Source organism: Polaribacter glomeratus (assembly GCF_002954665.1).
GTDB lineage: Bacteria > Bacteroidota > Bacteroidia > Flavobacteriales > Flavobacteriaceae > Polaribacter > Polaribacter glomeratus.
The window spans coordinates 994,234-1,013,119 of the sequence record NZ_MSCM01000002.1 but is presented as its reverse complement, the minus strand read 5'-3'; the positions used below and the strand labels follow the sequence as shown (position 1 = coordinate 1,013,119).

The 18,886-nt window shown below is 33.0% G+C and carries 14 protein-coding genes; 1 reads left to right on the top strand and 13 read right to left on the bottom strand.

What is annotated here, in order from left to right; all coding sequences use genetic code 11:
• Positions 1-51 precede the first annotated feature (51 nt).
• Complete coding sequence (locus tag BTO16_RS14535) at positions 52-2,226, top strand: transglycosylase domain-containing protein (RefSeq protein WP_105022378.1); 2,175 nt, start codon at positions 52-54, stop codon at positions 2,224-2,226.
• Between the two features lie 197 nt (positions 2,227-2,423).
• Here BTO16_RS14535 and BTO16_RS14530 read toward each other — a convergent pair whose 3' ends face one another.
• The 13 genes from BTO16_RS14530 to BTO16_RS14470 form a co-directional block, all read right to left on the bottom strand.
• On the bottom strand, positions 2,424-2,717 hold the full coding sequence (locus BTO16_RS14530; RefSeq protein WP_245892125.1) for a heavy-metal-associated domain-containing protein: 294 nt from the start codon (positions 2,715-2,717) through the stop codon (positions 2,424-2,426).
• Positions 2,699-3,064: a rhodanese-like domain-containing protein gene (locus BTO16_RS14525; protein ID WP_245892124.1), complete on the bottom strand. Its 366-nt coding sequence runs from the start codon at positions 3,062-3,064 to the stop codon at positions 2,699-2,701. The genes BTO16_RS14530 and BTO16_RS14525 overlap by 19 nt, the downstream gene beginning before the upstream one ends.
• Positions 3,065-3,069: 5 nt before the next feature.
• Complete coding sequence (locus BTO16_RS14520) at positions 3,070-4,476, bottom strand: MBL fold metallo-hydrolase (RefSeq protein ID WP_105022376.1); 1,407 nt, start codon at positions 4,474-4,476, stop codon at positions 3,070-3,072.
• An 84-nt stretch (positions 4,477-4,560) separates the two neighbouring features.
• The gene (locus BTO16_RS14515) at positions 4,561-6,288 is read right to left on the bottom strand and encodes a SulP family inorganic anion transporter (protein WP_105022375.1); all 1,728 of its coding nucleotides are present in this window, start codon (positions 6,286-6,288) and stop codon (positions 4,561-4,563) included.
• Between the two features lie 72 nt (positions 6,289-6,360).
• Positions 6,361-7,383, bottom strand: a complete 1,023-nt coding sequence (gene ruvB / locus BTO16_RS14510) for a Holliday junction branch migration DNA helicase RuvB (RefSeq protein ID WP_105022374.1) — start codon at positions 7,381-7,383, stop codon at positions 6,361-6,363.
• Between the two features lie 103 nt (positions 7,384-7,486).
• Positions 7,487-9,268, bottom strand: a complete 1,782-nt coding sequence (locus tag BTO16_RS14505; RefSeq protein ID WP_105022373.1) for a cytochrome c oxidase subunit I — start codon at positions 9,266-9,268, stop codon at positions 7,487-7,489.
• 36 nt (positions 9,269-9,304) lie between these two features.
• Positions 9,305-10,309, bottom strand: a complete 1,005-nt coding sequence (locus tag BTO16_RS14500) for a cytochrome c oxidase subunit II (RefSeq protein ID WP_105022372.1) — start codon at positions 10,307-10,309, stop codon at positions 9,305-9,307.
• Between the two features lie 37 nt (positions 10,310-10,346).
• Positions 10,347-11,828: an FKBP-type peptidyl-prolyl cis-trans isomerase gene (locus tag BTO16_RS14495; RefSeq protein ID WP_105022371.1), complete on the bottom strand. Its 1,482-nt coding sequence runs from the start codon at positions 11,826-11,828 to the stop codon at positions 10,347-10,349.
• Between the two features lie 27 nt (positions 11,829-11,855).
• Positions 11,856-12,404: a c-type cytochrome gene (locus BTO16_RS14490; RefSeq protein ID WP_211298240.1), complete on the bottom strand. Its 549-nt coding sequence runs from the start codon at positions 12,402-12,404 to the stop codon at positions 11,856-11,858.
• Positions 12,405-12,414: 10 nt separating this feature from the next.
• The gene (locus tag BTO16_RS14485) at positions 12,415-12,942 is read right to left on the bottom strand and encodes a DUF3341 domain-containing protein (RefSeq protein WP_105022370.1); all 528 of its coding nucleotides are present in this window, start codon (positions 12,940-12,942) and stop codon (positions 12,415-12,417) included.
• Between the two features lie 2 nt (positions 12,943-12,944).
• Positions 12,945-14,399 carry an NrfD/PsrC family molybdoenzyme membrane anchor subunit gene (gene nrfD, locus BTO16_RS14480; protein WP_105022369.1) on the bottom strand — a complete coding sequence of 485 codons (1,455 nt, stop codon included), beginning with the start codon at positions 14,397-14,399 and terminating at the stop codon, positions 12,945-12,947.
• A 22-nt stretch (positions 14,400-14,421) separates the two neighbouring features.
• Positions 14,422-17,493, bottom strand: a complete 3,072-nt coding sequence (locus tag BTO16_RS14475; RefSeq protein ID WP_105022368.1) for a TAT-variant-translocated molybdopterin oxidoreductase — start codon at positions 17,491-17,493, stop codon at positions 14,422-14,424.
• Positions 17,494-17,565: 72 nt separating this feature from the next.
• Positions 17,566-18,876, bottom strand: a complete 1,311-nt coding sequence (locus BTO16_RS14470) for a cytochrome c3 family protein (RefSeq protein ID WP_105022367.1) — start codon at positions 18,874-18,876, stop codon at positions 17,566-17,568.
• Positions 18,877-18,886 lie beyond the last annotated feature (10 nt).

The window sequence follows — 18,886 nt, the reverse complement described above, 5'->3', positions numbered from 1 at the left end:
TAGAAGTCAAAATTTTAAAAATGCAAAAAAACTATTAAGTATTGGAATACTATGAAAATATTTAGGAAGAATAAAACCTTAGTCCGTTTGTTAAAATATTTAACGAGCTTTATATTTTTAGTGTTTTTCTTACTATTCCTGTTATTCTCATTAGTCTATTTAGATGTATTCGGGCGTTTGCCAGACAACAAAAAATTGTCATCTATCATAAACGAAGAAGCTTCTTTGGTTTATTCTTCAGATACCATAATTATCGGTAAAATCTTTGCAGAAAATAGGACGAATATTAAACTAGAACAAATTCCTAATCACCTAAAAAAAGCATTAATTGCTACAGAAGACAAGCGGTTTTATTCACATTTAGGCTATGACAGCAGAAGCTATTTAAGAGTTTTATTTAAAAGCATTCTGATGAGAGACCAAAAAGGAGGTGGAGGAAGTACCATTACTCAACAATTGATTAAAAATCTATACGGTAGGCAATATTCGGGCTTTTTAAATCTGCCAGTAAATAAGATAAAAGAACTGATTACAGCAAAGCGAATAGAGAAAATATATACCAAGGATGAGATATTGTTGTTATATCTTAATTCGGTACCTTTTGGAGAAGATATCTTTGGAGTAGAATCCGCCGCTAATCGTTTTTTTAACAAATCAGTTAGTGAATTAAAGGTTGAAGAATCTGCCGTATTGATTGGTATGTTGAAAGCCAATACATATTACAACCCAAGATTAAAACCCAAAAATTCTTTAAATCGTCGAAATACTGTTCTTCAGTTAATGAATAACGAACAGTATTTAAGTTATCAAGCTACAGACAGTTTACAGAAATTACCGCTTACATTGAACTATGAAAATGTGAACTTAAAAACAACAGCTGGTTATTTTGTTTATCAGGTAAAGAAAAAAGTCACTGAAATATTAGAGAGCGTTAATGAGACCAGAAATAAAAATTATAATTTAGAAACTGAAGGTTTAGAGATACATACAACCTTAAATTATAGCATTCAAAAAATTGCAGAGAAAGCTGCAAAAGAGCAACTTATTAGTAAGCAAAAGCAATTAGAGATAGAGCTAAGGTCAAATAGTATAAAAGCCAAATGGTTTAAAAAACAAGAAGGTAAATCGCTATCGTTAGAAAAAGACAAACAAAACAGAAATGCGGAGTTGTTCGATTGGGACAGCACTAAAATTATAAGTGGTACTAAGTTTGACATTCTTTGGCACTATGCAAAAATGCTTAACGCTTCGGTTCTCATTACGAATCCAAAAAACGGAGCCGTCATTAGTTGGGTTGGCGGAAACAATTTTAGGATGCTTCCCTTTGATATGGTATTATCTCATCGTCAAATAGCTTCGGCTTTTAAACCGGTTCTGTATGCTACAGCGATAGAAAACGGATTTTCTCCATGCGACTATCTTGAAAACGAAGAAAAAACTTATCCAGAATTTGAAAACTGGAAACCACAAAATGCAGACTATAGTTCAACTCCTGACAGTAAAGTTGCCCTATGGTATGCATTAATTCATTCTATGAATCTTCCAACAATTGATCTTTATTTTAAGCTAGAAAGAGAATTATTGATCAATTCATGTAAAAAATTAAAATTCCCAGAAATTACTGGTAATGCTCCCTCAATTGCTTTAGGTACTCTTGATCTGTCTCTTTTTGAAATAATAAGAGCCTACGGAACTTTTGCTAATAAAGGTGAAATGAACGATTTATATATGATAAGTAAGATTACTGATAAAGCGGGTAATATCATCTATGAAAGTAAAGAGGAAAAAGCCGAAAGAATATTTAAAACGGAAAGTTGCCAGACGCTAACTGCCATATTACAACAAGCTGTTGAGCAAGGAACCGGTTCAAATATTAGAAATAAATATGACATTAAAAGTCAACTAGCAAGTAAAACGGGAACCGCACAAAGTTATACAGATGCCTGGTTTATTGCTTACACGCCCAATATTGTTTTTGGAACTTGGGTTGGAACTTCAGAAAACTCGATACACTTCAACAGCGGAAAAGGTTCTGGCTCTTCATTGGCTTTGCCTATTATAGCAAATATTCTTAAAGAAATAGAAAAAGATACGCAATTGAAAAACAAATATCTTACTTCTTTTGATATCCCAAAAGAAATCTATTCGTCTATACAATGCCCGCCCTATAAACAAAAAGGAATTAAAGGTTTCTGGAATAGACTTTTTAAAAAGAAAACAAAATAAAAATTTGTTGCGTCTTCTAATAATTAACAGGTTGGATTAATTTTTTTTTATGAAATGAGTAAAACGCTAAACGTTTTACATAAAATAACAAAACTTAAAGCCGATACTCGTCATTTACAACAGTAACATGGCAGTGGCAACAGTTACCAATTTTTTAAAAAAATCATAAAAAAGGGGCGCAAAATTGCTCCTTTTTCTTATGATTCTATTCTACCAACAGCGCAACTCACAAACGATTTTGCTTTGTGTAAAACCGTATTTTTATCGCCAACTTCTGGATATCCCAATTTAGATAATTTTTCTTTAACTGTTTCTAAAACATCTTTTTGAGATATAACAGAAACAATCGATTTTTCAACATCAACATTAACGCTTTCTATATATTCTATACTTGTTAATCCTTTTTTAATCGTTGCAGCACATCCGCCGCATTTTAAATTTTCTATTTGAATAGCTGTTGTTATCATTTTTCTTAATTTTCTTGTTGCCATTTATTAAATCCGCCTAAAACATTATAGACATTGTATCCTTTTTCTTGTAATATTTTTGCTGATTTGCTACTTCTATTTCCGCTTCTACAATACAAATAAACGGGTTTACTTTTATCTAATTTTGCTGCTGCATCTGTAAAAAAATCATCTTCAAAAAAATTAGCAAATTTTGCCGTTTTTATAAACCCTTGTTCAATTTCTTCTGGAGTTCTAACGTCTAATAATTGTATGTCTTCTTTTTCTAACAATACTTTTAATTCTGATGTTGAAATGGGTTTTATCTCAGATTGTGAATTACAATTGATAAAAAAGAAACACATCAGTAAAAGGCTAAAAATAGTTTTCATTTTATTTATTTTAAAGTTGATGGGCAAACTGCCGCTGTTCTTTCTATAGTTGTGTTTTTAATAGCTGCATAGCCACCCGCAACATTAATTATGTTGTGAAAACCTCGTGCTTTTAAAATAGATGCGGCTATAACAGAGCGATATCCACCAGCACAATGCACATAAAAATCTTCTTTTTTAGGGAACTCAGAAATATGATCGTTTAAAAAGTCTAAAGGTGTGCTTTCTGCTATTTTAACATGCTCACTTTCAAATTCGCCCGGTTTTCTAACATCAAAAACCAATGCATTTTTGTTAATTTTTTCTTCTAAAACATCCACAGAAACAGATTGTAATGTATCAATTTCTTTATCGGCTTTTTGCCAAGAAGCAAAACTGCCATCTAAATAACCAATAACATTGTCAAAACCAACTCTAGATAAACGGGTAATTGTATCTTCTTCTTTTCCTTGTGGTGTTACCAATAAAATTGGCTGTTTTATATCTTTAATTAAAGCGCCAACCCAAGGTGCAAAACCACCATCAATACCTATAAAAATAGATTGCGGAATAAAACCTTTTATAAATTCTGATTGATGACGAACATCTAAAATTACAGCATCTGTATCATTAGCAATCAGCTCAAAATCTTTAACTGATAAAGGTTTTGCACTATTTTTAATTACATCTTCTATATTTTGATATCCTTCTCTATTTAACTTCACATTTAAAGGAAAGTATGCAGGAGGAGGCAATAAACCATCAGTAACTTCCTTGATAAACTCCACTTTAGTCATGTTTGCTCTTAGTGCATAATTGGTTTCTTTTTGATGACCAATTGTGCCAACAGTTTCTTTGCTTAAATTTTTACCACAGGCAGAACCTGCTCCATGAGCCGGATATACAATAACTTCATCTGCCAAAGTCATTACTTTAGTTCGTAAACTATCAAAAAGAAAACCTGCTAAGTCTTTTTCTGTAACGTTTCCTTTTTGTGCTAAATCGGGTCTACCAACATCGCCTAAAAAAAGTGTGTCTCCACTAAAAAGCGCATAATCATTTCCATTTTTATCTTTTAATAAATAACATGAACTTTCCATAGTATGGCCAGGAGTGTGTAAAACTGTAATTGTGATATCACCTACCTTAAAAACTTGATTATCTTTTGCAATAATTGCATCAAAACTGGTTTTTGCTGTTGGCCCAAACACAATTTTAGCACCTGTTTTTTCAGCTAACGTAACGTGTCCGCTAACAAAGTCCGCATGAAAATGCGTTTCAAAAATATACTTTATTTTTGCTTTGTTTTTACTTGCTTTATTTATATAATCTTGCACTTCTCTTAATGGATCTATAATTGCAACTTCCCCATTACTTTCTATATAATATGCACCCTGCGCTAAACAGCCAGTGTAAATTTGTTCTATAATCATATTCTTATTTTGAATTATAATTGACGTTCAAAGTTATATTTGAAACTTTACTTTTTAACTGATATGTATCAGTTCTATTACTAATTATTTGTATGCTTGATGTATGTATTTCGCATACTTTTCTTGGTGTTTTCTATCACCAGTTTTATAATATTTGACGGCATCGTTTGCTCTCATAAAAAAGTGATTGATATCTATGATTTGTAAAATTCCGCTTCTAAAAAAGTCATCTCTTACAGGCCCTTTAACTCCTGCAAAGTAAAAAACGATATTTTTTTTCTGATAATATTTAATGCGTTCTTTTAACATTTCTACCCCAGTGCTGTCTACCCTATTTATACTCTCTGCATCTAGAACTATCAATTTTAATGCCTTCCCTTTTTTATGTGCCATTTCGTCTAAATTATCTCTAAAATAGCCAGAATTTGCATAAAAAATTTGAGCATCAAATCTAAAAATTAAAATATCTTCTTCTATGATTACTTCTTCGAAACGATTTTTGTTTCTATAAAAATTTGAGTTTGGAACTTTACCTAACTCGGTAACGTAGGGTCTTGACGTTCTAAAAATCAAAACAATTAAAGACAAACCTACACCAACGGTAATTCCGTATTCAATGCCTAACAAGAGCGTTGCTAAAAAAGTGGATAACATCAACCAAAAGTCTAAATTATTGGCTTTCCATAAAAAAGCAGCCTCTTTAAAGTTTATCAATCCAAAAACAGCAACGATAATAATTGCAGCTAAAACTGTTTTTGGTAAGTGATAAAATAAGGGTGTTAAAAATAATAGTGTAATTACAACCATTAACACAGAAATTAATGCGGCCATGCCTGTTTTTGCCCCACTTTCGTGGTTAATTGCAGAGCGTGAAAAACTTGATGCTGATGGATAAGCCTTAAATAAAGAACCTACCATATTACTTAAACCTAAAGCAATTAATTCTTGGTTTGGTCTAATTCTGTATTCGTCTTGTTTTGCTTCTAAAGACTTCCCTATAGAAATCGTTTCTAAATAACCAACCATTACTAAAGTTAATGCGATAGGCAGTAATTCTCTAATTTGATCTAAATCGAAATCAGGAATACCAAAAACAGGTAAACCAGACGGAATTTCTTTTACAATAGAAACATCAGAAAAACTTTTGCCAAAATATTTCATTATTAATATACCAAGTATTACAACAATTAATGCGTTTGGTATTTTTTTATTGATTTTTCTAAAAAAAATAATTATCACTACGGATATCAAACCTATTATTGAAGTATGCCTGTTAAAGGATGAAATTTGCAACCAAATATCTTCTAAAATATACTGTATTTGATCGCTTTGAATAAAGTCTACACCTAATAGATTTCGAAATTGATTAAACCCAATAATTAACGCTACGGCGGATGTAAAACCAGTAATAACAGGCTTTGAAAGGAAATTTACAATAAAACCTAAACTAAAAATACCCATTATAAACTGTATGGTTCCCACCATTAAACCTAATAGTATGGCGATAGAAATATAACTATTAGAGCCCGCTAAAGCTAAAGTTGAAACCCCTGTTGCAACTATTAACGAATCCATCGCTACAGGACCAATAGCGACCTGTCTTGATGATCCAAAAATTGCGTACATAATTTGCGGAACTAGTGCACAATACAAACCATAAATAGGCGGCAAACCTGCAATTAATGCATACGCAATACCTTGCGGAATTAAAATAATACCAACAGTTAATCCCGCAACTAAATCACCTTTAAAAAGGGATTTATTGTAGTTGGGTAACCACTCTAAAATTGGTATTATTTTTTTTATATTCATCTATTTAAAGAAGTTTACTTTTGATTTTTAGCTATTTAGTTTTCGTAATTGGATAACTATTAAAAAATATTTTTAAAACAATTCCCCTTGATTTCTTGGCTTTGTTCTCCCTAAATGTTTGTAAGCTAATTCAGTAACTTCTCTACCTCTTGGGGTTCTCATAATAAATCCTTGCTGAATTAAAAACGGCTCGTACACTTCTTCAATAGTTTCCGTGTTTTCACTTACAGCAGTTGCAATAGTGCTTAAACCAACTGGACCTCCTTTAAACTTATCTATAATTGTCATTAAAATCTTATTATCCATTTCGTCCAATCCATGCGCATCTACATTTAGAGCTTTTAAAGCATATTTTGCAATTTCTATATTAATTGTGCCATCCCCTTTTATTTGTGCGAAATCTCTTACTCTACGCAAAAGGGCATTTGCAATTCTTGGTGTTCCTCTACTTCTTCCAGCAATTTCAATAGCTGCTTCCATAGAAATAGGAACTCCTAAAATATGTGAACTTCTCTGTATAATAGTTGTTAGTAATTCTGTTGAATAATACTGTAATCTACAGCTAATTCCAAAACGTGCGCGCATTGGTGCTGTCAGAAGCCCTGAACGCGTTGTTGCCCCGATCAAAGTAAATGGTTCTAAATTGATTTGAACTGTTCTGGCATTTGGGCCAGATTCAATCATAATATCAATTTTATAATCCTCCATCGCTGAGTATAAATACTCTTCAACAATAGGACTTAATCTATGAATTTCATCAATAAATAAAACATCACGTTCATCTAAGTTTGTAAGTAAACCAGCTAAATCTCCTGGTTTATCTAAAACAGGACCTGAAGTAACTTTAATACCAACTTGTAATTCGTTTGCTAAAATATGAGCCAAAGTTGTTTTACCTAACCCAGGAGGTCCATGAAATAATGTATGATCTAAGGCTTCACCTCTTTGATTGGCTGCTTCAACAAATATTTTAAGATTATCTAATGCTTGATCTTGACCTGTAAAATCATCAAATGAAAGTGGACGCAACTTTTTTTCTGCATCTAAATCTTCATTTGATAAGTTATCATTTTCAGGATTTAAGTTTTCGTTCATAACTACAAATATAAGAGATTTTGAAACAGGTTAAATGTACCTTTTGTTACAGAACAAAAAACCTTTCCAAATTGGAAAGGTTTTCATGAAATTTTAAACTTTATTAAGATTGCTCTTCGCCTTCTAATAAAGGTGTTGTTTGTAATACATAATCTTGACCATGTAAATAATCACTTTCATCATCATTTGGATCTACACGTTTACTATAGTCATAAGCCCATCTATGAACTTCTGGTAGTTTACCTGGCCAGTTTCCATGAATATGCTCTACTGGAGTTGTCCATTCTAACGTATTAGATTTCCAAGGGTTCTGAGTTGCTTTATCTCCTCTGTACATAGATATAAAAAAGTTTGCAATAAATATAATTTGAGCAATACCACCTACTAAAGCGAATATAGTTATTACTTTATTGATGTCGGCTAAATCATCGAACATTGGAAATGCAGTGTTTGAATAATACCTTCTTGGTAAACCTGCTAAACCAATAAAATGCATTGGCCAAAAGACACCATAAGCACAAATTATGGTAATCCAAAAGTGCCAGTAACCTAATGTTTTGTTCATCATTCTACCATACATTTTGGGAAACCAATGATAAATACCTGCATACATTCCAAATATTGCAGATACACCCATTACTAAATGGAAATGCGCCACTACGAAATACGTATCGTGAATTGCGATATCTAAAGCTGAATCTCCTAGAACCAGACCTGTTAAACCGCCTGTTACAAATGTAGATACTAAACCGATAGAAAATAACATTGCGGGGTTTAATTGCAAGTTACCCTTCCATAGAGTAGTTACATAATTAAATGCTTTTACCGCTGATGGAATAGCAATTAATAGAGTTGTAAAAGTAAACACAGATCCAAGGAAAGGATTCATACCTGAAATAAACATGTGGTGACCCCAAACAATTGTAGATAGAAAAGCAATTGCCATGATAGACATTACCATTGCTCTATATCCAAAAATTGGTTTTCTTGAATTTGTTGATATAATTTCTGATGTAATTCCTAGTGCTGGTAACAAAACAATATATACTTCCGGGTGACCTAAAAACCAAAATAAGTGTTCAAATAGAACTGGCGAACCTCCTTGATAATGCAATACTTCACCAGAAATAAATATATCTGACAAATAAAAAGAAGTTCCAAAGCTTCTATCAAAAATTAATAATAAAGCTGCAGATAATAGCACTGGAAAAGAAACTACACCAATAATTGCTGTAATAAAGAATGCCCAAATAGTTAAAGGCAATCTTGTCATTTTCATTCCTTTAGTTCTTAAATTAAAAACAGTTACAATATAATTTAAAGCACCAATTAAAGAAGAAGCTACGAAAATAGCCATAGAAACTAACCATAGTGTCATACCAGCGCCTGAACCAGGAATAGCTTGCGGTAATGCACTTAAAGGTGGATAAATTGTCCAACCTGCAGATGCTGGACCAGCTTCTACGAATAAAGAGATTACCATTATTACACTTGATACAAAGAATAACCAATATGATACCATATTTAAGAAACCAGAAGCCATGTCTCTGGCACCAATTTGCAATGGAATTAGTAGATTAGAAAAAGTACCACTTAAACCTGCTGTTAATACAAAGAATACCATAATAGTACCGTGTATTGTAACTAAAGCAAGATAAAAATCAGGATTCATTATCCCATCAGTTTGATGAGGCCCTAAAAAGGCTTCAATAATTGTAAATGATTTATCTGGCCATGCTAATTGTAAACGGAATAACATTGACATAAATACCGCAATAATCCCCATAAACATTCCTGTAACCAGAAATTGTTTAGAAATCATTTTATGATCTTGGGTAAAAATATATTTTGTTACAAACGTTTCTTTATGATGATGTTCTGACATAATCTTATTATTTGTATTGTATCTTTTAAATTAAAATTATTGAATTACTGTTGCTAAGGTTGGTTGTTCTGAAATCCACTTGTCATATTCATCTTGCTCTACAACCGTAATTTTCATTTGCATGCTGTAATGAGAAGCTCCACATATTTTATTACATAGTAAAAGATAATCAAACTGATAAACATCTTCACCTTTTGCCTTTCGTATTTTATTAATTCCAGCTGTTTTTGCTACAACTTCAGATTGTTGTCTCATTTCATCCGTAGTAAACTTCGGCGTAAAACCAAACTCTGTAACCATACCTGGAACACAATTCATTTGAGCTCTAAAGTGAGGCATGTAAGCAGAATGAAGCACATCTTGAGAACGGAATTTGAAATGTATCTTTTTCCCTTTAGGCAAATACAACTCTGTAACTTGTTTGTCGTCTTGTGCATTTTTATCATTCATATCAACACCCATAGTATTGATTCCCTGAATAAAATTAACATTTCCACGTCCGAGGGTATTATCTTCACCTGCATAACGAGCTTCCCATCTAAATTGTTGAGAATAAACTTCTATTACAATGGCATCGTCATCAGATAAATCCATAATATTGTTCCACTGCCATAACCCGTAACCTATTAATACTACTAAAACAATTGCTGGTGTAACAGTCCAAATTAATTCTAACTTGTGACTATCTGCATAAAATTTTGCTTTTCTGTCTTTATTACCCTTATACTTATAAGTAAAATAGAATATTAAAAATTGCATTGCGAATTGAACTACACCTATTAGTATAAAAGTAATATTAAATAAGTTGTCATCATGCTCCCCTTCAATTGAAGCAGATTCAGGCAACATTATAACGTTCATGTAGATTAAACAGTAAATCATCATTGCATATAAAAATGCCATGAATAACAGTGCATTTCTACCTTGTTTTGTGTTATCTTCATCTGTAGCAATGACACCTCTAAAATTCATGATTCTAGTAATCTGCCAAAAACTTACACCTATTGCAACACCTATAAAAATATAAAATAGAGCTAACATATTTATCTTTTCTTTATTTGTTTAATTTCTTTGTTTATTAATGGTGATCTGCTGATCCTTCACCTCTATGTTCAATGTTGTAATAGTGAAAATGTTCACTTTCTTTTAAGAAAGGATTCCCTTTTGGTATTGGATTCGCTTTAGCGAATGCGCTAAAAACTGTATAAATAAAAATACCTAAAAAGAATAGTAATGCACTAATTTCTGCAATACCAAAAGACCACTGAGAACCAACTGTAGCTGGCATAACCATTATAAAAACATCTATATAATGACCTCCTAAAATAACGATTCCCCCTATTACGATAAACCAAGGAATGCTCTTAAAATCACTATTTAATAATAGTAATATTGGAAAAGCAAAATTCATAACAACCATTGCTAAAAATGGTAATTTGTATTCGTTAAATCTCATTACGAAATACGTGGTTTCCTCTGGGATATCTGCATACCAAATTAACATAAATTGAGAAAACCATAAATATGTCCAAAATATTGAAAAACCAAACATGAATTTTGCTAAATCATGAATATGACTATCATTAACACCTGGTAATGCACCTTTAGAGCGCAAGTAAATTGTTACAAATGCAATTACTGTTAAAGCACTTACCAATAAACTTGCTAAAACATACCACCCAAATAATGTAGAGAACCAGTGAGGATCTAATCCCATAATCCAGTCCCATGACATCATAGATTCTGTAATCATAAATAAGAAAATAAATCCAACAGATACGTTATAATTTAATTTATAGGTTTTAAGTCCATCATTTGCAGTATCTTCCTTAATAGAATTTCTGCGGATAAACCATCGGTAGGCATTCCAAACTGCTAAATACACAATACTTCTAATAGTCCATCCTGGAGTATTCATCCACCATGATTTACCATCAATAATAGGATCATAATTTGGACTTGAGGGATCGAAAACACCTTCTGCCATCCAAGGAAACATATGATTAATATGCAATACTGAAGCTGATAATATAACTAACAACATAATAATTGACGTTGGTACTAAATTAGCAGATATCGCTTCCATTACTCTAAAAAGAACAACGGACCATGCAGATTGAGCAACTCTTTGTGATGCATAAAATACTAGAACCAATAAAGAGATACCTAAAAAGAAAAACAAGGATACATATAATGCAGACCAAGGTTTGTTTTTTAACTGATGATACACATGTTCTGCATGTTCATCATCATGGTTTTCACCATGAACTTCTGAAGCAGCATGAGCATCTTTAGTTGCTTCATGATGAACTTCTTCACCATGATTTTCAATTTCACCATGAGCAAGGGAATCCCCCTTAACTTCGGTTGCATGTTTTTCTTCTTTAACTTCTTCATGAGAAATTGCATGACCACCATCATGTGAAGTTTGTTGCGCCATAATTTCTTTAGCGTCTTCAATTGATTTTGGTGCAGTATAAAAACTGAATGCAATCCCTAGTGCTCCTAATAAGATTAGGGCAATTGAGAATGTTTTTAATTTACCTGAGAATTGATACATATCTTTCGTATTCTATCTTTTTGTAATTTATTTTAACAAATCTGCGCGCAATACTTCTACGTATTGTACAATTTGCCAGCGTTCTTTATATGTTAATTGAGATGAGTGAGAACCCATTAAATTTTTACCATGCATTAAAACATGATAAATACTTCCATCTGTAATATCTCTATCTTTATAGTTAGGAATCCCAACAAATTTCTCTGCTTCAGATAAATAACCATTTCCATCTCCTTTAACTCCATGACAAGATATACAGTAAATAGTATACATTGCTTTTCCGTTTTCTAAATTTACTTCAGAAACCTCATAAGGATTCTTTAACTCAGTTTTTGCCTTTTCATATCCTTCATTTGTATCAGGTATGTCGTAAGCAGGATGACCTCCTCTTGGAATAGAACCTGCAACCGGCCTAGAATTAACTGGATTTCCCCTTAATCCGTTCTCGCCGTCTGTGTCATAAGGCACAGATATATACATGTCTGGCATGTATTGCAATTGTGGTGTTCTTTTGTTGCTACAAGAAATAAAACTTGCAAAAACAACTAAGGCGATAATTAATTTAACATTTTTCATCATCTATATATTAGTGCTTGTCTACTATATTAATTTCTACAGCTCCTGTTTTTGATAATAAAGCTGTTAATTCAGCCTCATTATTATGTACAGGTATTTCCATTAAAAAATGATCATCTGTAGTTCTTGGATCTGGATTTTCTGCTTCTTTAAAAGGCCAAATTCTACTTCTCATGTAAAATGTAATTACCATTAAATGGGCTGCAAAAAACACTGTTAATTCAAACATAATTGGCACGAATGCTGGCATATTTTCTAACCATGAAAAACTTGGTTTACCTCCAATATCTTGGGGCCAATCTTGAATCATCATGTAATTTGTCATCCAAATTGCAAATGATAAACCTGTAATTCCGTAGAAAAAAGCAGTAATTGCTAATCTAGTTGGTGCTAATCCCATTGCCTTGTCTAGACCATGAACTGGAAAAGGGCAAAATACTTCTTCTATATGATGATGTTCTGCTTTCACAGCTTTTACTGCGTCCATTAGAACTTCGTCATCAGTATAAAACGCATGAATAACTTTTGATGATTCCATAATTATTCTTTATTATTTTTATCAGATGTACCTTCAGCACTTGCTACATTAATAGCAGGTTTAGTAGGTATACCTTGTTCGCTTCTCTTCTTGTAAAACTCACCAGAAGATTTTAATATCGTTTTTACTTCCGCTTGCGCGATAACGGGGAATGTTCTTGCGTATAATAAGAATAACACAAAAAAGAATCCTATTGTACCTATAAAGATACCAACATCTACAAAAGTAGGTTCAAAACGCCACCAAGTTGAGGGTAAATGACCTTTACTTAATACAATTGCAATAATATCAAAACGTTCAAACCACATACCGATGTTTATCGCAATAGATATAATGAATGTCCAAATAAAACTTCTTCTAATTTTTTTGAACCATAACAATTGTGGTGTTATTATATTGAATGTAATCAATGACCAAAATGCCCATGCATAAGGTCCTGTTGCAGCACCTACTGATAAATATGTGTAATTTTCGTAAGGTGATCCAGTATACCATGCAATAAAAAATTCAGTTGCATAGGCTACAGCTACGATTCCACCAGTTAAGATAATTACAATATTCATATATTCAATATGCATACGTGTGATATAGTCTTCTAGATTTGTAACTTTCCTCATAATACCTAACAGCGTTTGTACCATCGCAAATCCTGAAAAGATAGCCCCAGCAACGAAATATGGAGGGAAAATTGTTGAGTGCCAACCTGGATTGATAGAAGTAGCAAAATCCATAGATACAATTGTATGTACAGAAAGCACCAAAGGCGTTGCTAAACCTGCTAATACCAAAGAAACTTCTTCAAAACGTTGCCAATCTTTAGCTCTACCAGACCATCCGAAAGATAACAAAGAATATATTTTCTTTTGAAAAGGCTTCACAGCTCTATCTCTAATCATTGCAAAATCTGGTAATAAACCTGTCCACCAGAAAACTAATGATACAGACAAATACGTTGAGATTGCAAAAACATCCCATAACAATGGAGAGTTAAAGTTTACCCACAACGATCCAAATTGATTCGGAATTGGCAATACCCAATATGCATTCCATGGACGACCCATGTGAATGATGGGAAACAATCCTGCTTGAAAAACGGCAAAAATTGTCATTGCTTCTGCAGAACGGTTAATTGCCATTCTCCATTTTTGACGGAATAATAAAAGTACTGCAGAAATTAATGTTCCTGCGTGACCAATACCAACCCACCAAACAAAGTTTGTGATATCCCAAGCCCAACCTATGTTCTTGTTTAATCCCCAGACTCCAATACCAGTTCCTACTGTGTAAAAGATACAACCAAATCCCCAAAGCATTGCTGCTAAGGAAATATAAAATGCGATGTACCAGTTTTTGTTTGCAGCACCTTCTATAGGTTTTGCAATGTCTTCGGTAATATCGTGATAACTTTTATCACCTAGTACTAAAGGTTCCCTTATGGGTGCTTCGTAATGAGACATATTTTTATATCTTAAATTTTAATTACGCTTGGTTTGTATTCTTAACTTTCACTTGATAGATTACATTCGGTTTCGTCTGTAAGTAATCTAAAACGTTGTAAGCTCTCTTATCTTCTGCTAATGCAGTCACTTTATCCTCTTTATTATTAACATCTCCAAAAACTAAAGCTCCTGTTGTACATGCTGATGAACAAGCAGTTTCAAACTCATCTGTATCAACTGGTCTTCCTTCTTTTTTAGCTTTTAAAATTGTTGCTTGTGTCATTTGAATACACATAGAACATTTTTCCATAACTCCCCTAGAACGAACTACAACATCTGGGTTTAAAACCATTTTTCCATATTCGTTATTCATGTTGAAATCAAACTCGTTATTATTTGCATAATTAAACCAGTTGAATCTTCGAACTCTATATGGACAGTTGTTTGCACAATATCTTGTACCAACACATCTGTTGTATGCCATGTGATTTTGACCTTGTCTACTGTGAGTTGTTGCTGCAACTGGACAAACAGTCTCACAAGGAGCATGATTACAGTGCTGACACATCATAGGCTGGAAGGTAACCTCAGGGTTTTCTGCTTCAGTTTCTAAAGCTTTATATGTATCTGCGATACCTAAGCCTAATTCTTTAGCATCTTCTCTCGTCTCTACTTGCGAAGAATAGTATCTATCAATACGCAACCAGTGCATATCTCTACCAACTCTAACTTCGTTTTTACCTACAACGGGCACATTGTTTTCTGCATGACATGCAACTACACACGCACCACAACCAGTACAAGATGTTAAATCTATTGATAAATTAAAGTGATGACCCAATTCTCTATTGTGTTCATCCCATAAATCTATTGTTTTTGCCTCAACTTCTTTATGGTCGTAAGACACATAAGCAGGTTTGTTCCAACCATTATCATGGTCTTTAGGCGCAACAGTATTATAATCTTTTAAAGATGCTACTTTTAAAATATCATGACGACCTGCAATCGTTTTTTGTACTTGAGTACAAGCAAATTGATGCGTCCCTTCAACTTTATCTATTGTAACATTGTATTGAATATTATTACCACCTTTGTATAAAGGATATGCATTAACACCCACTTGCATTTCTTCTTTTAAACCAAAAGTTTTTCCAAAACCTAAAGCCAAACCTACAGAGCCTTTAGCTTGTCCTGGTTGAATTAATACAGGAACAATAACTTCTTTTCCGTTAACAGATAGCTTAGCATAATCTCCGTCAATTGCACCATTGTCTTTTACAGGATTAGTAAAACCTAAATCTCTGGCATCAGCCATAGACATTGTTAAGTAATTATCCCAAGAAGCTCTTGTAATTGGATCAGGAAACTCTTGTAACCAAGGGTTATTTGCTTGTTTACCGTCTCCTAAACCTGTTTTTGTATATAAATTCAACTCAAAACCTGTAGCTTTTTTTGCAGAACTTGATAACTGATTCCCAACTTCCGAAATTGATACTACTGATTCTAAATTTCCTGAAACTGCATTAGTTTCAGCAACACCCATACTGTAAAATCCATTATGTAAAGCTGTGTTCCAAGAACTCCCTCCTAAAATAGTAGCAGTAGCAAAAGCTTTTAGATAATCATAATATGGAGTTGTATTTCCAGACCAAGTTAATAACGTTTCTTGTACTTGACGTGTTTTAAATAATGGCTGAATAGTTGGTTGCACTAGACCATACGTTACAGAATCAAATTGAGTATCTCCCCAAGATTCTAAAAAATGTGGTGTTGGTAATGCATAATTAGAAGCGTTTACCGTTTCATTATTTTCTGTTGATAATGCTACTGACAACTCTAATTTTTTTAATCCTTCAGAAAAATCTGATGAATTTGATAAAGTATAAACAGGATCTGTGTTGTAAGAAATTAATCCTGCAATTTTACCTGCTTTCATGTCGGCAACAAATTGAGCAACTTCTGCATCATTTCCTTGACGGATATTTAGTGTATTTACAGTGTCCATAATTTCACTGCCAATTGCTTTGTTGATTGCAAACGCTATTAACTGTGCATTTTTATCATTTAATCCTGTTAGAACAACTCCTTTAGAACCAGCTTTTTTTAATTCTGATGCTAATTTTTTAATATCACCATCTACAGCAGTTGCTTTAGATGAAATATTTAGTCCGGTAACTGCATTATATAAATTTAACAATGCAAAAACTTGCTCCGAAGGTTTAACAACTATTCTTTTATCAGAATTTGCGCCTGTTAAAGACATATTGCTTTCGAACTGCACATGATAAGACATGTTACCAGTTTCTGGCTTTCTTCCGTTAACATATGCTTTTTCAAATCCTCCGTGAAAATCTCCAAGAAAATCAGCACCAAAAGAAACAATAGTTTTAGCGTTTTGTAAATGATAGTTTGGTAATGTACGCTTACCATACATCGCCAACATTGCATCTGCTGCTCCAGATTCTGAAACCGCATCATAAATAATGTGTTTCACATTTGGATATACCACACTAAATTCTTCTACAATTTTAGATGTAGAAGGACTTGCCATAGATCCTGTTAATAAAACAACAGGCTTATTTGCTTCTTTTAAAGTGTTTAATTTTGCAACAATTTCCTTATCTACATCAGTCCAAGAAATTGCTTCTCCAGCTTTTGTTGGTTCTTTTAAACGTAATTTCTCGTCATATAAGGATAAAATCGAAGCCTGCACTCTCGCACTTGTTGTTCCGTTTGCATCTTTATTTGGCATTATTTGAATAGGACGACCCTCGCGTGTTTTTACTAACACATTCGCAAAATCGTATCCATCAGCCATAGAGGTCGCATACCAATCTGCAACACCAGCGATAATATCATCTGGTTTTACAACATAAGGAATCGACTTAATCACAGGACCTTCACAAGCTGCTAATGAAGCTGCAGCTGTAGTAAAACCTACATATTTTAAGAAATCTCTACGTGAGGTAGAAGAATTTTCTAACGTTTCTTTATCCCCTAAAAACGCATCTGTAGAAATATCTTGTACAAACTCGTTTTTACTTAACGTTTCAACAATAGAACTATCTTTTAGTTCCTCAACACTTTTCCAGTATTTTTTGTTTGAAGCCATTTATATTTAGTTATTAGTTGTTAGTTTATTTGTTTCTTTAATATAAAACACAAAACTATCTTTCTTCTTTAATTAATAGTGACATTTACCACACTCTAATCCACCAAGTTGTGCAGCAGTAACTTTTTCTACTCCATACTTTTCTGCTAATTGCTTGTGAATTTTAGCATAATATTCATTTTCTTTCAATTCTACATTTGTCTCTCTGTGACAATCTATACACCAACCCATTGTTAATGGAGAATATTGGTACATCTCTTCCATTTCTTCTACAGGACCATGACATGTTTGACATTTAAGACCTTGCACTGTTACGTGTTGTGAGTGGTTAAAATACACAAAATCTGGTAAATTATGAATACGAACCCATTTAATTGGCTTTTCTATACCTGTATATTCTAAATTCTCTACATCCCAACCTGCAGCTTTGTAGACTTTTGCTATTTCTTTATCCAACTCTGCCTTTCCTAAAACCACACCATCTTCTAATTCAACTACAGTAGTTTCTGCAACTTCAGCAATATTTTTATGACAATTCATACAAACGTTTACAGAAGGAATCCCTGAATGCTTACTATGTTTTGCTGATGAGTGACAGTACTGACAATCAATTTTATTATCACCAGAGTGAATTTTATGAGAAAAAACAATTGGTTGAATTGGCTGATAGCCTTGATCTACACCAACTTTATATAAAGTTCCGAAAAGAACGTATATAGTCATCAATATTAAGAAAACAACTGACAAAGCTTTTAAGAAAGTGTTGTTTTTAACACCAATCCAAAGCTCTTGTAAGTCTCTTTTTAAATTTGACTTTGATTCGACTTTCGTATTTCCTTTTAATTCACTTACCTGCTTTAACAGGTTTGCAATCATTAAGAAAGCAACGATGATAGCAGCAGCTAAAATATAGATTAACCATTCTGGCGCACTTGAAGTAGAACCACCACCTGTGGCAGCTACCCCAGCCTCTACTACATCTGGCTTACTAATTTCGCCAACAGTTGTATAATATAAAATATCATCGATATTTTTATCTGTCAACTGAGGGAAAGCAGACATGTTAGACCCGTTGTACTCTTCATAAACTGCAATAGCATCTGCGTTACCAGAAGCTCTGAACTCTGCATTATTTTTAATCCAAGACTTTAACCAATCATTTTCTCTACGACCCTCTATCCCACCTAACATAGGACCTACTAGTTTTTTATCTAACTTATGGCATGAAGCACATAAAGATTTAAATAAACTCTTTCCTTCTTTTTGGCGTGCTTCATCCATATCCTGAGAAAAAGAAGATGCGCTAAAAGCAAAAAGTAAAAGAACTGTAAAACTTATACGAAGTATTACGGCTAGTCTATTGTGCAATTCTACACTTTTCATATTTACAAAC

Coding starts and splice junctions, on each gene's coding strand:
- BTO16_RS14470 (WP_105022367.1), bottom strand. CDS start 18,876: ATGAAAAGTGTAGAATTGCACAATAGACTAGCCGTAATACTTCGTATA.
- BTO16_RS14500 (WP_105022372.1), bottom strand. CDS start 10,309: ATGTTAGCTCTATTTTATATTTTTATAGGTGTTGCAATAGGTGTAAGT.
- nrfD (WP_105022369.1), bottom strand. CDS start 14,399: ATGTCTCATTACGAAGCACCCATAAGGGAACCTTTAGTACTAGGTGAT.
- BTO16_RS14515 (WP_105022375.1), bottom strand. CDS start 6,288: ATGAATATAAAAAAAATAATACCAATTTTAGAGTGGTTACCCAACTAC.
- BTO16_RS14525 (WP_245892124.1), bottom strand. CDS start 3,064: ATGAAAACTATTTTTAGCCTTTTACTGATGTGTTTCTTTTTTATCAAT.
- BTO16_RS14530 (WP_245892125.1), bottom strand. CDS start 2,717: ATGGCAACAAGAAAATTAAGAAAAATGATAACAACAGCTATTCAAATA.
- BTO16_RS14485 (WP_105022370.1), bottom strand. CDS start 12,942: ATGGAATCATCAAAAGTTATTCATGCGTTTTATACTGATGACGAAGTT.
- BTO16_RS14490 (WP_211298240.1), bottom strand. CDS start 12,404: ATGAAAAATGTTAAATTAATTATCGCCTTAGTTGTTTTTGCAAGTTTT.
- BTO16_RS14475 (WP_105022368.1), bottom strand. CDS start 17,493: ATGGCTTCAAACAAAAAATACTGGAAAAGTGTTGAGGAACTAAAAGAT.
- BTO16_RS14505 (WP_105022373.1), bottom strand. CDS start 9,268: ATGTCAGAACATCATCATAAAGAAACGTTTGTAACAAAATATATTTTT.
- ruvB (WP_105022374.1), bottom strand. CDS start 7,383: ATGAACGAAAACTTAAATCCTGAAAATGATAACTTATCAAATGAAGAT.
- BTO16_RS14535 (WP_105022378.1), top strand. CDS start 52: ATGAAAATATTTAGGAAGAATAAAACCTTAGTCCGTTTGTTAAAATAT.
- BTO16_RS14520 (WP_105022376.1), bottom strand. CDS start 4,476: ATGATTATAGAACAAATTTACACTGGCTGTTTAGCGCAGGGTGCATAT.
- BTO16_RS14495 (WP_105022371.1), bottom strand. CDS start 11,828: ATGTATCAATTCTCAGGTAAATTAAAAACATTCTCAATTGCCCTAATC.